The 16,502-nt window shown below is 38.4% G+C and carries 15 protein-coding genes and 1 pseudogene; 1 reads left to right on the forward strand and 15 read right to left on the reverse strand.

The window, feature by feature from the left end:
• Positions 1-367: 367 nt before the first annotated feature.
• The 8 genes and pseudogenes from AC3ANV_RS17265 to AC3ANV_RS17300 all read right to left on the reverse strand — a co-directional run.
• Positions 368-1,128, reverse strand: a pseudogene (locus tag AC3ANV_RS17265) (transposase); the annotation flags it as partial.
• A gap of 384 nt (positions 1,129-1,512) precedes the next feature.
• The gene (locus tag AC3ANV_RS17270; RefSeq protein WP_488309921.1) at positions 1,513-3,192 is read right to left on the reverse strand and encodes a sigma-54 interaction domain-containing protein; all 1,680 of its coding nucleotides are present in this window, start codon (positions 3,190-3,192) and stop codon (positions 1,513-1,515) included.
• 199 nt (positions 3,193-3,391) lie between these two features.
• The gene (locus AC3ANV_RS17275; protein ID WP_488309922.1) at positions 3,392-3,646 is read right to left on the reverse strand and encodes a biotin/lipoyl attachment domain-containing protein; all 255 of its coding nucleotides are present in this window, start codon (positions 3,644-3,646) and stop codon (positions 3,392-3,394) included.
• Positions 3,647-3,763: 117 nt separating this feature from the next.
• Positions 3,764-4,678: a proline dehydrogenase family protein gene (locus AC3ANV_RS17280; protein ID WP_488309923.1), complete on the reverse strand. Its 915-nt coding sequence runs from the start codon at positions 4,676-4,678 to the stop codon at positions 3,764-3,766.
• Between the two features lie 75 nt (positions 4,679-4,753).
• Positions 4,754-6,322 (reverse strand): L-glutamate gamma-semialdehyde dehydrogenase, encoded by a 1,569-nt coding sequence (pruA, locus tag AC3ANV_RS17285; protein ID WP_488309924.1) that lies wholly within the window; start codon positions 6,320-6,322, stop codon positions 4,754-4,756.
• 365 nt (positions 6,323-6,687) lie between these two features.
• Entirely contained in the window at positions 6,688-8,109 is a 1,422-nt protein-coding gene (locus AC3ANV_RS17290) for an amino acid permease (RefSeq protein WP_488309925.1), read from the reverse strand.
• A gap of 326 nt (positions 8,110-8,435) precedes the next feature.
• Positions 8,436-9,608 (reverse strand): Ger(x)C family spore germination protein, encoded by a 1,173-nt coding sequence (locus tag AC3ANV_RS17295; protein WP_488309926.1) that lies wholly within the window; start codon positions 9,606-9,608, stop codon positions 8,436-8,438.
• 29 nt (positions 9,609-9,637) lie between these two features.
• Positions 9,638-11,239 (reverse strand): spore germination protein, encoded by a 1,602-nt coding sequence (locus tag AC3ANV_RS17300; protein WP_488309927.1) that lies wholly within the window; start codon positions 11,237-11,239, stop codon positions 9,638-9,640.
• 140 nt (positions 11,240-11,379) lie between these two features.
• Here AC3ANV_RS17300 and AC3ANV_RS17305 point away from each other — a divergent pair, with 140 nt between their 5' ends.
• On the forward strand, positions 11,380-12,483 hold the full coding sequence (locus AC3ANV_RS17305; RefSeq protein WP_488309928.1) for a GerAB/ArcD/ProY family transporter: 1,104 nt from the start codon (positions 11,380-11,382) through the stop codon (positions 12,481-12,483).
• A gap of 257 nt (positions 12,484-12,740) precedes the next feature.
• On the opposite strand, the gene AC3ANV_RS17310 is transcribed toward AC3ANV_RS17305, so the two are convergent.
• The 7 genes from AC3ANV_RS17310 to AC3ANV_RS17340 all read right to left on the reverse strand — a co-directional run bounded on the left by AC3ANV_RS17310 (position 12,741) and on the right by AC3ANV_RS17340 (position 16,469).
• On the reverse strand, positions 12,741-12,914 hold the full coding sequence (locus AC3ANV_RS17310; protein WP_488309929.1) for a hypothetical protein: 174 nt from the start codon (positions 12,912-12,914) through the stop codon (positions 12,741-12,743).
• 128 nt (positions 12,915-13,042) lie between these two features.
• Positions 13,043-13,183, reverse strand: a complete 141-nt coding sequence (locus AC3ANV_RS17315; protein ID WP_488309930.1) for a hypothetical protein — start codon at positions 13,181-13,183, stop codon at positions 13,043-13,045.
• A gap of 207 nt (positions 13,184-13,390) precedes the next feature.
• A complete protein-coding gene (locus AC3ANV_RS17320; RefSeq protein WP_488309931.1) occupies positions 13,391-13,585 on the reverse strand; it encodes a Fur-regulated basic protein FbpA in 195 nt (64 codons plus the stop codon).
• Between the two features lie 47 nt (positions 13,586-13,632).
• The gene (locus tag AC3ANV_RS17325; protein WP_488309932.1) at positions 13,633-13,920 is read right to left on the reverse strand and encodes a hypothetical protein; all 288 of its coding nucleotides are present in this window, start codon (positions 13,918-13,920) and stop codon (positions 13,633-13,635) included.
• A 329-nt stretch (positions 13,921-14,249) separates the two neighbouring features.
• Positions 14,250-15,263 (reverse strand): SIS domain-containing protein, encoded by a 1,014-nt coding sequence (locus AC3ANV_RS17330; RefSeq protein ID WP_488309933.1) that lies wholly within the window; start codon positions 15,261-15,263, stop codon positions 14,250-14,252.
• 79 nt (positions 15,264-15,342) lie between these two features.
• Entirely contained in the window at positions 15,343-15,522 is a 180-nt protein-coding gene (locus tag AC3ANV_RS17335) for a hypothetical protein (RefSeq protein ID WP_488309934.1), read from the reverse strand.
• Positions 15,504-16,469: an SIS domain-containing protein gene (locus AC3ANV_RS17340; protein ID WP_488309935.1), complete on the reverse strand. Its 966-nt coding sequence runs from the start codon at positions 16,467-16,469 to the stop codon at positions 15,504-15,506. The genes AC3ANV_RS17335 and AC3ANV_RS17340 overlap by 19 nt, the downstream gene beginning before the upstream one ends.
• Positions 16,470-16,502: the final 33 nt, after the last annotated feature.

The raw sequence follows: 16,502 nt of genomic DNA on the forward strand, positions 1-16,502 counted from the left end.
TTGTACTTTATTTTATGCGGCTGTTGACCATTTTGCTTGTTCTTTTTAATTCAATTTTCATTTTATTTCGAACTTTATAACAAAAAGCAAAATGATAGTTCCAAATAAAGAAAACTCAGATTGTCGAGAGAAAGGGTATTTTTCTCTGCAATTTTTTATTTTGTCAGAATCTAATTTTGTCAGAATCTAAATACCAAATTTATTGATTCTCCCTGCTAATGTGCCTGTTGATTACCGCTCCGGGCACTCGCTTTCCGCGGGGAGGTCCTGGAGCCTCCTCGGCGCTTTTGGCGCCTGTGGGGTCTCCAGTGACCTCTTTATCCCGCAGGAGTCGAGTGCCCTCCGCTCCAATCAACAGGGAGGCAAATCAACCTAAAGTATTGCAACACACTTTTTCTAACCTTGCTAAGTGTATTGCAATCTTTTTTATATTTTGGCAGGCTGCAGTTAGAAGAGCCTGTTCACTTGCATTCTTCAATCCCCGTAACCGGCAGTAGCGAAGCCCGTGCAGCTCTTTTGAGTCTGCGAAGCTTCGCTCAATTTTTTCCTTTCTAAATTTATAAAGCATTTTTCCCGATTTAGATAAGCGATTTAACCTTACCTTTTCCTTGTGCTCCTCCCATTCATGTCGTGTTACCACTTTTACCTTATTTTTTGACCGTGTACATTTCCAGGAGTAACAAATACATCAGTAATAATGTTAAATTTCATATCAGTAGTCCGGTGATCGAGATAACAGAACATTTCCTGCTTATTTTCACGGGACATAAAACCACATTAAGGGTCTGTTGTACTGACTCTAATTTCCTTAATCTCTTTTACTTCCTCCTCTTCTTTTAATGGCTTTTTTCCGTGTTTAATTCTATCCTCTTCTATTGCCTTGTTTAAGTCTTCAAAATATTCCCGAGTATCAGCTTCCACTTCTTGTTTTGTATACTTATTTTTATTTGCATTTGCCTTTAAATGAGTTGAATCCGTAAATAAAACACGACCGACCACCATCTTGTGACTCATTGCAAGAAGAACAATCTCATCAAAAATCTCCTAAAAAATATTTGTATCCTTATAACGGTGTTGACGATTCCAGCTAATCGTAGAGTGATGAGGTACTAGATCCTTGAATTTTACATTGAATTCACCACTAATTTTTTTATTTATTAGTTGAACTGAAGGTCTTTATTGAAAACACTCTGTTGATTGGCGCGGAAGGCACGAAGACTCCTGCGGGAGTACGGGGCAGGGGAGACCCCGCAGGAGCGAAGCGACGAGGAGGCTTCCCGGCACGCCCGCGGAAAGCGAAGTGCCGGGAGCGCCAATCAACAGACAGGTTGAAACCGATATACTAATAATATTGTAACAAATTAACGCAGTGAATCATTAAAGTGATTGAAATAAAATAAGAGGCTGCCGAGGGTTTTTCGACAGACTCGCCGATTGGCGAGCCTCTATTTGCTCAAAAAAGGGTAGAAATCTCAAGAAAAGATTTCTACCCTTTTTCAATTAAATAAAATTTTAGCTTAACCCATACTCTTTAATCTTATTGTATAGTGTTCCTCTTGATATACCGAGTAAATTGGCTGCAGCACTCTTGTTTCCATACGTTTTACGTAAAGCTTCTTCAATCATCACTAACTCTTCTTTTTTAGGACCCGGTTCCTTTTGTGCGGTTCCGTCTCCGCTTTGGTCTTCGCCAGGATTAAGGGAATAAGCGTCAATTATATTTTTGGGAAGATGATTGAGTGTAATACAAATTTCATTATTAAGAAGGATAAAACGTTCTACGATATTTCGGAGCTCACGGACATTTCCCGGCCAATTATAGTTCATTAATGCATTCATAGCACTCGAATCAATTTTTGGAATCGGTTTCTTATACTTAGAACTGAATTCTTGCACAAATTGTTGAACGAGTTTAATAATATCCTCTGTTCTTTTGTGTAAAGGGGGAATATCGATATTTATTACAGTTATATGGTAATAAAGATTTTCGTTAAATTTCCCTTCCTTAACTAATTCTTCTAATGAACGGGAAGTAGAGGCAATAACACGTACCTGTGTTGTAATCAATTCAGTTCCGCCTACACGATAAAATGAATGGTGTACCAAGAAGTTTAGGAATTTTTCTTGTATATCGAGTGCCATTTTGTCAATTTCTTCGACAAACAACGTTCCATTACACGCCTGTTCAATTTTCCCGGCTTGTCCAATCTTCTTATCGGATGTAAAAACCCCTTCTTGGTATCCGAATAATTCAGCCTCTAAAAGGCCTGAAGGAATTGCTGAACAATTAATAGAGACAAAAGGTCCGGAGTTTTTTGAACCGCCGTAATGGATAGCTTGTGCCAACATCTCTTTTCCTGAACCGGGTTCTCCGGTTAAAAGAACGGGGATATCCGCATAAGCGACTTTTTGTGCAATTTGAACTGCTTGTTGAATTTCTGAATTAACCCCAATGATTGAAGCAAAAGGTTTTTCTTGATGAATAAGCAACGGTACCGATGAGTCAAGTTCTTCATTTAAGCGGACAATCCCGGTAATATCGCGTTCAGTAGCGATACCCCCAATAATTTTATTATCTTTTATAATTGGAGAAGCATTTATCAGTACGTGAGTCTCGTTATTGGGGCGATGATAAGCCCCGCGAACACTGCGTCCCTCATTTAAAATACGGTGCAATAAAACAGAGTCCGCATGAAAATGCTCACCAATCTTTTGCCCGAGGATATTTTCGCGTGGAATCTTATATGTTCCCTCAGCTACAGTATTCCAGCAAATAACATTACCTTCTTGATCTACAGCTGTGACTGCATCATTAATTGTTTCTGCCAATGTGTAAAAGTAAGCGGATAACTTTTTATTTTCCGTATCAAGCTGCTGAATCCATTGATTAGCTGTTATAATCCCGATAATTTCTTCTTTTTCTATACCCTTAATCAAGACCGGCCGAATCCAATCTGTTTTTATTGCAGTGAGTTCAACAATTGTAGAAACAGTTGAAGGTAGCCAATTTACTTTTTTAATCCAATTGATTACAGGTAGTGAACCATCATCTAATGCTGTCAAGTAACATTCACTTTTTGTAATAATATAGTATGCGCTCCCTGAAACAACAACAAAATCATATTCTGTGAGTTTGTTGTTTATATGGATTAAAGGTGTATGTGGGTCAACTAAAATAAAGGAGTTATCCAAATGGATCTGCTCATGTTGAATAAAATAACCCCCTTTCACACTTTTTCTTTATTGTATCATAATTTATACAGTATCCTCTAGTGAAAAGGGGTAATATACAAATGTGTTTAAATAATAAATAAACAGTTTTAATACAATTCAAAAAGTGATTGTTTTCTCCTACATAAAAATGAAATTTCCACCATTCAAAATACTTTCATCATTCACTTCCTGTGATTAACAGGTCATCTTTTACCTTTATCAATAAAGTTTCATTGGTAATACTTTGCTTTTCTATTACTTCTAGTGAAACAACATGGCCACTTACACCTGCTCTGACTTCTACTAAATCGTTATCCGTTGTATGAATTAACATTAACTTTTCCCACTCATACACATAAGAATCCCGGCTAACAAATAGGGTTTCGATTTTTCCGCAACAAGGACTATAAATTGCTTCTATAACTTCTTTCAATATTCAAACCTCTCTTTCAAGCATATAATCAACTGTTTTTAATCCAATAAAATAAAAGAGAAAAAAACAATTTAGCATAGACATTGTCTTTTTCTCTTTTTATTATCGTTCCATCACTTACTTGGAGAAGAGTCCCTTAAGAGCAAAAGCTACATTCTGTGGTCTTTCTGCCAACCGGCGCATAAAATAGCCAAACCAATCATTGCCAAAAGGAATGTAAACGCGCATTTTGTACCCCTCCTGAACCAAACTAAGTTGTATGTCTGTTCTAAATCCATATAACATCTGAAATTCAAATTGATCTCTTGATATATTATTTTTTCGGGTAAATTCTTTTACTCTGGCAATAATATGGTGATCATGGGAAGCAATTGCCGTGTAGCTTCCGCTCAACAGATGCTCTTCAATGATTCTTATATAATTTTCATCTACCTTTTCTTTCTCTTGAAAAGCGACATCAGAAGATTCTTTATAAGCACCTTTGACTAGACGAAGAGGAATCCCTTTTAACTCTTTCACGTCCTGGTGAGCCCGAAATAAATAGGCCTGAATAACGGTTCCTACATTATCATAGGTTTGGCGTAATTCTCTCAGGATATCTAACGTGATTTGACAATGGGCATGATCTTCCATATCGATTCGGACAAAATTATTGTGTTTTTTTGCTGTATCAAGAATTCGACACATGTTTCCCACGCAAAAATCCCGGTCAATATCCAGCCCCAGTTGGGTCATTTTAACAGATAAATTACTATTTACTCCGGCTTTTGCAATGGCTTCTAACGTTTTCACATTATATTCTGTCGCTTCCGTTGCTTCTTCTCTACTTGAAACAAATTCCCCTAAATGATCCAGTGTACAAATCAAACCTTTTTTATTTAATTCTTGAACTTTTTTTACGGCACTCTCGATCGTATCTCCCGCTACAACTTGAGAAGCTCCAAATCGAAGGCCCCATTTTTTCGCAGCCTTATTTAATCCTTTACTTTGGGAAGCGAAAAGAAAAACATTTTTTGAAACCTCTGCTAACATGGATGATCCCCTCCTAGATTTATGTTCTTGAACCTGAATTTAATGGGCAACTTGAAAAAGTTGCCCATTAAATTCTTAAAGTGTTTTGCTAGTTGTTTTCGCTTGCATGTGAAGAATAAGGTAATCAGGCCCTCCTGCCTTCGAGTCCGTTCCTGACATATTAAACCCTCCAAACGGTTGGTACCCAACAATTGCTCCCGTACAACCGCGATTGAAATAAAGATTTCCTACATGGAATTCTTCTTGTGCACGCTCAATATGGTCATTATTGTTTGTAATTAAAGCACCGGTTAAGCCATAATCCGTGTTGTTTGCAATTTCCAGCATATGATCAAAATTACGCGCCTTACAAACAGCGAGAACCGGCCCAAAGATTTCTTCCTGCATGAGACGTGCTTTTTCGTCCACATCAGCAATGATGGTTGGTTGTATAAAGTACCCTTTGGAGTCGTCCCCTTCTCCGCCCGTCATTAATTTGCCTTCTTCTTTACCAATTTCGATATAGTTCATGATTTTATTGAAAGACGACTGGCTAATCACCGGTCCCATATAGGTATTTACATCTTCTGGACTGCCAACGGTTAATGTTTTGGTTAATGCTACTGCCTTTTCTAAAACTTCATCATAAACATCTTGGTGTATCACTGCACGGGAACCGGCCGAACATTTTTGTCCGGAGAATCCAAAAGCAGAGTAAACAATCGAAGATGCCGCTAAATCCAAATCCGCGTCTTTATCGACAACAACTGTATCTTTTCCACCCATTTCGGCGATCACACGCTTTAACCAAATTTGACCCGGATGTACTTTTGCTGCTCTTTCATAAATGCGGCAGCCAATCTCACGGGAACCTGTGAAGGAAATGAAGCGGGTTTTCGGATGGTCAACAAGGTAATCACCTATTTCCGCACCTTCTCCCGGAATATAGTTAAGCACACCTTGAGGAAGACCTGCTTCTTCCATGACTTCCACGAACTTTGCCGCCACTACCGGTGTATTGTCTGATGGTTTAAGAAGGACGGTGTTTCCCGCTACTATAGCTGCCGTTACCGTTCCTGCCATGATGGCTAACGGGAAGTTAAACGGTGAAATAATAACGCCTACGCCAAGTGGTATGTATGAATACTTGTTACTTTCCCCCTCCCGGCTTTTTACCGGTACTCCATCCTTTAATTGCATCATCTGACGGGCATAGAATTCAAGAAAGTCAATGGCTTCTGCTGTATCCGCATCAGCTTCTTTCCAAGGTTTCCCGGCCTCTTTGACAAGGTAACCGGAGAATTCATGTTTGCGACGGCGAATGATTGCCGCTGCACGGAATAAAATGCTTGCCCGTTCTTCCGGATCTTGCTTTTTCCATATTTCGAAGGTAGAAAGTGCGACTTGCATCGCTTTTTCAGCTAATTCTTTATTAGCTTTAGAAACAAAACCAATGACTTCTGCCTTATCACTCGGGTTAATCGAGATAGTCTGTTTATCGGTTTTAATGCGGTCCCCTCCGATAACAAGTGGATACTCTTGGCCTAATTGTGACTGGACTAATTTTAAAGCTTCTTCAAATGCATGTTTATTTTCATCTATTGTAAAATTGGTAAATGGTTCATGTTTGTATGGTTTAATTGTGTTCTTATATTCTGTGATCATGCGATTCTCTCCCTTTTGAAAAATAATAATTTTTTTCTTTGAATAAATTGCGTTCCTAAAATATCTCCCTCTTTTTCTATTATCCGAAAATTTTTAATATATGTAATTTTCGGATTTGCTATAAATGTATTATAAATGATTTTTAACACTTTTGTATATATATATTTAAAAAAATTTTATTTTCTACAACAAATTTGTTCAACGTAATTAATAAATGGACATTTTTGTTCATGAAACAAGTCGATTTTATAATTTTGAGATCTAAAACCCGATGGATCGTTAGAACTTGGTAGGTTCCCTCTTTTTGAGGTGTGCATAAAAAAACCTCGAATTCTATTAAAATTCGAGGTTTTTTTAACAATATACTAGATTTTTTTCACCTTTTCGTTGTAATGAAGATTCATTTGTTTCTTTTTCTCTGGAAATACATTAGTTGATCTTTTATTCCTGAAAGCAAAGAATGAACCAACAACAAACACAGCAATGAGTACCGTTAAATAGAATTGTGAACGTAGTGAATCAATAAATGCCATCATAATAAAAACAGTAGTGATTGCAAGTATAGTAGCGTATGTCAAATAAGGAAATAACCACATTTTTATTTTCAGTGCTTCAGGTTTTTCTTTTTCATATTTTCTTCTCAGACGCAGTTGGGAGAAGGCAATCACTAGATAAACAAGAAGTGCTACACCTCCGGAAGCATTAACTAAAAAGAGAAATATCTTATCAGGAGATAGGTAATTAAAACCAACACTAATATAAGAAATAACCGTACATCCTAAGATAGCATAAATTGGTACTCCCTTCTTGCTTACCTTTAAAAACAAACGGGGAGCGTCACCACTTTGGGACATAGCGAACAACATACGCGAGCTCGTATAAAGACCTGAATTCAAGCAGGAAAGGACAGCTGTCAGAACAATAAAGTTCATGATTTGAGCCGCAGCCGGTATTTTAACAAGCTCAAGTACGGAAACAAAGGGATTTTTCAATAGAGTATGAGAATCCCATGGGAGAATTGTAACTAGCACTAAAATGGAACCTATATAAAAAAGTAGGATTCGATAAATAACGCTGTTTGTTGCAATAGTAATGGCTTTTTCAGGATGTGGTGTTTCTCCTGCTGCAGTTGCTACAATTTCACTCCCCATAAATGAGAACATAACGAGAGCAATTCCCAAAAATATAGAACTTATTCCATTGGGCATGAATCCTCCCCTATGTAAAAGATTTGAAGTCCCTGGTGAGTGTATCCCCGGTATCAAGCCGAATATTATGGCCCCGCCAAGAATCAAAAATAGGACAATACTTACTACTTTGATAAGAGAGAACCAATACTCGAACTCGCCAAAAGATTTAACAGAATACAAGTTAGTTAGAGTTAATAAAAAGGTAAGGATAAGGCTGACCGACCAAGAAGGCAAAGAAGGGAACCAGAATTGAATAATGTTCGAACCTGCAATTGCTTCAACAGCAATAACTATTACCCAAAAAAACCAGTATAGCCAGCCGATTGTGTATCCGGCCCATGGACCAAGGGCTTCCCGGGCATACGTGGCAAAAGAACCGCTTGATGGATTGACGATTGACATTTCTCCCAGCATCCGCATGACCAAAACCACAAGTAGACCCGCCATCACATAGGCGAAGACCGAAGCCGGTCCTGCAGTGTTAATTAGGGAACCGCTCCCAATAAATAATCCTGCGCCAATGATTCCTCCCAGAGAAATCATGGTAATATGACGAATTTTCAATTCTTTCTTTAACTCCGTTGGATGATGATTCAAATCCTACTCCTCCTCTTAAAATACATAGAATCCAGAAATAACTTTAAAATTTTTTTACCTTTAGAACATAACATATGAAAACGTTTTCAATTACAACTAGAAAATGAAAGTCTATCACTTCCTTTATCTGATTGATTTTTTGGAAATGCAGCGTTACCAAACAATAATTCTAAAAATTTAATATATATACAAAATTCATAATAGTATATACATAGTTTACTCATTTTTGTTCACGTTTGTCAATTAGATAAATTTATATTTAATCATTTAAACAACTTTGTTCAATTTGTAATGTAGTATTTTTAAAAGAATCATTCCGATTCAATTTAATTCTTCATTTCCGGTGACTTGATGGAAAGCCCTGTCCGAACGATGGAAACATGAGGGTTAACGCTGACCTCGAGTTTAGGAAATACCTCAGCCCACTGTTTTTTGTACTGTTCTTTCCATACTTTCGGATTGGTGCGGTATAGGGCATTGCCAAATCCAAATATATCAGAATGAAACTGTTTTTGTGCCCTATTGAGAGCCAATACAATCCTTTTCTTCACATCTAATTCCACCAGTGTTTGTATATATTTTAAAACTTTAGGGTTACCCAAATCTAAATTCGTACCATTTTCAAAGAGATCAACATCCGAATGAATATTCACTTTCATCTTTACCTTGCCTTGCTCCAGAACAGGTATAACCTTTGTCCGTCCTTTCATTAACTTGACGCTGATTTTCCCCCCTCCTTTTTCCTTCGGGACCGTAACTGTAATGTTCCCTTGCTCAATCTCATTGAGAAGCCATAGCACTCCCCGTGTCTCATTGTCATTAATCCACCCTATCAATTTATCCTGACGAAAAACAGCCGTTCCAATAATCGCGGGAACCAACTTAGAATTCTTCCTTCCCTTTTCTTCTCGTCTGACCCCTACTTGAGCCGCTACAGGGGAGACGCCTTCTGTTGTAAGCATACTGATAAAATCCTTTTGTCTGGTCTTTATCCCTACTCCCGTGTTCATCTCCTCCCGAATGGTTTCTGAAGTGTATCGCTCGATGACAGGACTTAATTTCAAAAGGGGGGCAGCTTCTCCCTTGGAAAACAATATAAAGCCACGCAAACGAGCATCCCTTACTCTCGAAAAGAAATCCATAACCGGAAAGACACCCTCTCTTGCTGCCTTTTCCCCAATGATCAAATTCCGGCTATGTGAGAAGAAAAGGCGGCGTGGAAATTTTTCTTGAATTTTCCGGTAAGTGTCCATCACGTTTTCGCCAGTATCTGAAATAACAACAGTCGGTTCCTTATCACTGCTGGATCCTCCGGCCCCAACAGCTCCAAGCAGCTTTGGAATCGCTACCTGAAGCGAGACCCGGAATTTCCCGTCACTCATCTTATCGATAGCTGTAGTGGTTACAATTGCTATATCATTGATCTCCTCCCGGCTCCAACAGCCTGTCAGTAAGAGAATTAATAGGCAATGGATTACTAAAATTCCTTTTTTTCTCATATAGTTACCTTTCCTTCCCATGACTCTGGTTAATTCCTCCGACGGTTCGGACGTGGACGTAATGAAGGATTCATCCGGTTTTGATTCTTTTTCCCGGTTTGATCGGAACGATTCATCATTCCCCACCATGGTGCACGCACATAAATATCCTTCAGACTATTGAAATTCAAAGGTGCCACAGGAGACAAATATGGAACACCAAAAGAGCGAAGCCTTGCCATATGGGTCAAAAGAATCAAACTTGCCACTAAGATTCCATATAACCCCAATACTGCTGCACAGACCATCATGGGAAAACGAAGCATACGAATGGCGATTCCTTGACTGAAGACAGGAAAAATAAAAGAGGATATACCTGTAAGGGAAACAATTATGACCATCGTAGCCGATACAATTCCTGCCTGAACAGCCGCCTGGCCAATAACAAGAGCCCCAACAATACTAACTGCCTGGCCAACAGTCCGCGGCAGACGTACACCTGCCTCCCGCAATCCTTCAAAGGAAATTTCCATTATCAAGGCTTCGACAAAGGCAGGAAAGGGAACGCTTTCCCTTCCGGATGCGATTGTAAGCAAAAGGGTTGTAGGAAGCATTTCTTGGTGATAGGTCGTAATCGCAATATAAAGAGAAGGTAAGAGGAGGGCGCTTACCAACATAATATAGCGAAGCCACCGAATTACCGTTGAAACCATAAAATGCTGATAGTAATCCTCACTAGCTTGGAGCATTTCATAAAAAGTAACCGGTACGAGCAGAGCAAACGGCGTATTATCAATGAGGATCCCAATTTTTCCTTCCAATAAATAAGCCGCTACTTTATCAGGGCGTTCAGTATTGTTCACTTGGGGGAAAACAGAGAAAGGGTTGTCTTCAATAAGTTCTTCGATATACCCGCTTTCTAAGATAGCATCGATGTCGATTCGGCCGATTCTTTCCTGTACCTCTGCAACAAGAGCCGGCTCCGCAATTCCCTCCAGATAGGTAATGACAATATTCGTATTGGATAGCCGCCCCACTTTCATGGCTTCCATTTTAAGCTGTGGGGTTTTTAATTTTCTGCGAATAAGACTGGTATTGGTTCTCAGATTTTCTGTAAAACCTTCTCTGGGGCCACGAATCACCGCTTCCGTAGCGGGTTCCTCGACTGATCTCATTTCCGATGCTTGGGCGCTGATAAAAAGGGCTCGTTTTACTCCCTCCAATAATAAAACGGTTTCTCCGTTCAAAATATGATCAACGACTTCCTTCATCGTCTCACCTATACCCACCTGTGAAACATAGATGACTTGCTCTTGAAGAAACGTCTCCATTTCTTTCAAAGGTATTGTTACGGAATGCGTTGTCCCTTTTCTAAAATCCATTAGGGGTTTTAACACATCAGAATCAATCACCTGGGTATCCACCATGCCATCTAAAAAAATGATCACTCCTTTCTGTATCCCGCCTAACAGAAATTCACGGAACATAATATCGGAGGATCGATTAAAAATTGTTTTCAACTGCTTTAATTCATCCTGTAAATGACCTTTTAGCTCGCTGTATAGTAGATCATCCTTCTGGTGAAATAACGGGTGATTATCGTTTTGATTGAGTTTTACGCTCTTCTTTTTTATCCGGCGCCATATCTTCAATTCCTCACCCCTTCTATTCCTAAAAATTTTTTCTTATTTTAACCAGTTGCAAAAATAACTTTCAAGGTTATACTGAAAAAATTTTGTTTATGCTAATACTAAATGGGATAACAATAAATGGGTTGGGAGGGAGAAAAACCATGGAGAGGATTTCGAATATTCAACTATTTATGCTTACCTTATTATTTCAAATCGGTTCATCGGTAATATTCGGATTTGCTGCTGCAGCCGGGAGTGATGCTTGGCTATCTACTTTAATTAGTACCGGCTTAGGGTCATGCCTTATCATGATGTATCTCATCTTAATGCGGTTTCAGCCGGGACTGACTCTTGTTGAATGGTTTCCTGCCCAGTTTGGCCGTTGGCTCGGTACTCCCATTGCTTGGGTTTATATGCTTCATTTTATATATAACTCAGGGAGGACACTTGGGGATATTAAGGACCTCATTCCGACGACCATTTTGCCCGGTACGCCTAATTGGATCATCCTTGGCGTATTTATGATTGCCATCGTTTATGCGTTATATAGCGGTATTGAGGTAATAGCCCGTCTTGCAGAAATGATTTTACCCGTCATCTTAGTTTTATTTTTAATTGAGATCATCTTAATTTTCGCCTCGAACATAACCGATATCAAGCATTTGCAGCCGATTTTGGGAGGAGGATGGGGGCGTATTTGGAAAGCGGTATGGCCGAGCGGTATCCAACAATCATTTGCGGAAACCCTTGAGTTTGCAATGATCTGGACATTAGTGTTAAATCCTAAACGCATTATGAAAACCACTCTCTTTGCATCGGTTATTTACGGAATTCTCCTTTCCATTTTTGACGCACTGGCTATTCTTACCTTTGGCGAAGGAACCTTTTCAACCAGTACCTATCCCTTATACAGATTAGTCAAAGTCATTTCAGTTGCGGACTTTCTCGAAAACCTGGATGCAGTGGGAATTTTGTATTTTATGGGAACCGCCTTTTTTAAAATAACGATACAAATGTACGGAGTCATTCGGGGAATTCAGCAATTGTTGTACCTTCGAGACAGCAGGTTACTCGTTTTGCCTATAGCGGCTGTTGTCCTTTATTTAGGAATGAGCTTATCCAGTAGCACTGCAGAACATATGTCCACTTTCAAAAACCTTGGTTCCTTCGGATTATTAATTTATTTTGTTTTCCCGAGTCTACTATTAATCGTGGTATGTATTCGCAAGAAAATAGCCAACAGCCCAATGACTAAAAGTGGATGATCGTATCAATTGGAGTTGAATTTGACAATGGAGAAATTTCTTTGGCCTTGGCAGTCAAACGTCATCATTGATTATCCTTGGGTATTTTACGCATTCCTATTTTCCCTGTCTATTCTTTTATCGATCATAACGTGGGTAAAAAAAAAGAGAAGATAGTTTAAACCTATATTCCACTATTCCAAATTAGCCTGTATTCCTAAATACAGTCCGAAAGAAAAGACGATCAAAAAAAATTGATCGTCTTTTTTTATCTTATTTTATTTTCGTCTATTGATTATTTCATTCACCAAATTTTGAGTGGCATCTTGAGTCGACAGATGGCCTTTTTCTATCGCCGTTTGCACATAATTTAAAGCTGATTGTTCCCCATTTTTGAATAGTTGCATTTTGTTTTCAACTACGTTGTTCGGATGTTGATCATTTTCTGTCATGGTAAAAACCTCCAATTATTTTCATTCAACATTTATTATCTTAATGAAATTAGAAAAATATACTCCCTCTAAGTCAGCGAAAAAAAGCTGCCTCCTTTTGGAAACCGCTTCTTTCAGCTTTCAGTTGGTCAGTCATCAAATTTAAATCTTGGTAAACCTTCATCCTCCACTACAGCTTGCTCGTTTTCCACTTTTACTTTTGCTTTTTTTACCGTAAAATAAATGATACCCGCCAATAAGACCGCAAGAATAAGGATAAGGAAAACCATTATTCAACACTTCCTTCCATTAAAAATGTGATCCCATTAGAATATATGACCAATAGTTTGTCATTTTTAATTCAATCAGCAAAAAATTTCTCCCAATTTAAAAAATAATTCTAAAGAACGATTTTTCAACCTTATTCCTGAATGGTCTCTTTAATTATGACATCCATTTCTGTATGGTTTATTGGACTTTAGACATTATGTATAATACTAAAGCCCATCATGATTTGTTTTTAAATCGCAATCCAATTCATTTGCTTCTATATATTTAATCTCTTCCTCTAAATCACTCAATGTCCATTCATATAGATGTTTATTATTTTTTTTATAAACACCCGATTTAATTAGCTTATCAATGAGAAGTTGCCTTTTTTTTCGGACAGCATTTCGAAGTAAATTTTCCATTTACAGATACCTCCCAGATACACTCGGAACCTTCGGAAATAAAAAATCTATGCGACCGTTTTAAAGTTAAGTGCAGGCCTATTGCCAGGTTTAGACCGCCAGTTTTTCAACCTTTTTTTCAAGAAATCCTTTAAAAAATCATTTATCCTTTTTTGTCTTTTATGAGATTTTTTCATCATACGGATCGGCTTTACAGGTTCCTCTGTATTTGTCCTACCGAAAGCCAAAATAGATATTTTTTCTTTCGTGTCTTTACCATTGCTGTAAGACTCATCTAGGATCTCGGCAAGTATAGGAGCCTGCCGATTCCAAAGTGTTTGACATACCATTTCCATTTCTCCTCCTTTATTTTTAGGCTTTGTTAAATTTGCCTGTTGATTTCAACAAAGATCTTTAACAAAGCCTATTTTTAAAAGCCATCCTTTAAGGTTTTTAGTAATGGAAAATTTTCACCTATATTCCTACAAATACCATTTTAACATGCTATTTTTAAGAATCTGTCGATTTATCGAGGATTTACCTACTCTTAAATGAATTGTTAACTTCCCTTAATAAACGAAAAAAAACTGTATTGTTTTCAAACTGTTCATATTAAAAAAAAATACATTGAGAGACATGTCCCTCAATGCATTTTTTTATTAAGTTAAACAACCATTCCACCTCTTTAATAGTCCATTTTACGATAGTATCTTCTGGTCTCTAACGGATGGTTTCTTTCACGTTCTAGGTAAATACTGATTCGGCCGGTTAATGCCCAGTTTACATTGATAGCGAGGTGCTTTCTGAATTCTTCGCTAATTCCTTCTAATGCATAGTCCTTTGTATCAATAATGAAGAGTTCCCTTGTCATTTTTTCCGCGAATCTTTCCACACGCTCCACTAAAGGACGTGTTTCATCTTCTCCTTTAAAGAGGATAACACTTGTATCCTCCTCGACAAGCTCAAGGGTCCCATGGAAAAATTCAGCGGCATGAATGGATTTTGACTTAATCCATTGCATTTCCTCTAAAATACACATCGCATAGGAGTAAGTGTTCCCCCAGAGGTTCCCTGCCCCTACTAACATGTGATATCCTGTATCCTTGTGCTTAATAGCAAATTGTTCAGCGCGTGTATCGAATGCTTCCATCGCATTTAGCATTCCTTTTGGCAGGTCAGCTATTTCCTTTGCAAACTGATCATATTGCGGAAACTCATCATGATTATGAATAAAGCGGAACGTAAGCAGCTGTAAATGGATAAAGAAAGTGTCGAACGAATGTTTTTCGTGACCGGTTGAAACGCAATAATCAACGGTTTCGGCTAATGGCGTGCCGGGAACAGCCACTAACCCAATAGTTGTTGCACCCTTGTCTTTACAAAATTGCGCGGCAGCGACCGTTTCTTTTGTTGTACCTGTTACAGAAGCAAAGATACAAACAGAATCCTTTGTTAGGTGTCGATTGTTCATGACAAGTAATTCAGCCGCTATCTCGGCATGTACTTCTAATGAAGAATTTGACTTAAGAATATATTCAAATGGATACATCATCGCAATCGTGCCGCCGGAGCCAATCAGGAAAATGTTTTTGAATCCTTTTGCAGATATTTTATCCACTACCTTTTCAATTTCCTCTCTCTTCGCCATCGCTTCATTTCCAACTAATTGTAAAAATAAATCAGGATCAAATTTTAACATGATTATACCTCCGAATTTTTAATTTAATAGGTTTTATTTATAAACATTATTGCTTTGAACACAGTTAATTGGGTTTCTATTAGACAATTCCGCGGACTTTGGAGAAAATTCCGCCGGGTTTTTCTTTTATTCCGGTTAAATTAGCCGTAATTCCGCCGATTATAAGCGCATTTCCGCCGGGTTCACCATTTATCCCGCAACGTTCACAATTGCCGGGATCAAGATCCTTCTCACCACTGTTTAATAAGGCACCTTCCACATATACCTTCTTGTACTTAACGGATGGTTGCGCACCTTCGCTAATTCCTCCGCATATTGACGCAACACAGCTTGTATTACGAGTGGAGCAATATAGCCTTTTACACTTTCTGCGATACCTTTTAGGTCAAATTCCTTCGCATCAAGGACAATAATCCGGTCCCCATATTTTTGGGTAAACTCCAATGAACGTTCTTCTAATGGACGGGTCTCGTCTAAACCTAAAAGAAGAATCATCGGTACGTCTTTGTCCAAAATTTCAAATGGTCCATGGAAATATTCTCCTGCATGGATGGCATGGGAATGAATCCATTGCATTTCCATCAGCAGGCAAATGGCAAACCAATAGGCAATTCCAAAGTTGGCTCCGCTCCCCATCGTATAGATCACTTTTTCATCCTTATAGGATTGGCCAAATTCCTTTGCACTCACTAAAGACTTTTCCACTTCCTTTTTTAAAATCGGTCTAAGGTTGTCTAATGAAGAAATGACATCATTAAATTTTTGATTCCCTTCCTTTAAAGAAAGAAGACCAAAAACAAGTTCCAGCATAATGCCGGGTGCCTCATTTACGTAACTCGTGCCTTTCCCATCTTCATAGACAATGACATGTTCAGAAGTTTTTGCAAGTGAAGAGTCGGCATCAAAGGTTAAGGAGACAGCTAATGCCCCTTTTTCCCGAGCAAAGCTGGCTGCCTCTACAGTTTCAGGCGTCTTCCCATAGTGTGAACAAAGAATAACAAGCGATTTTTCATTAAGTTTTCTTGGATCCCGATGCACGAATTCATTTGAGCTATAAAGATCAGAATCTATCGTTTCGCTCTCACGGTCCAGCACATATTTACTTGCATACATGAGTGAGGAAGAACCGCCGCAAGCAACGAAAAAGACACGATCAATTTCCCTTTCCTTTATTACATCCAAAACCTTCTGTACGTCTGTTAACATTTTTATTCCTCCTTTGAATCAATTTGGTATATA

This window comes from Neobacillus sp. DFD-2R, from assembly GCF_057747865.1.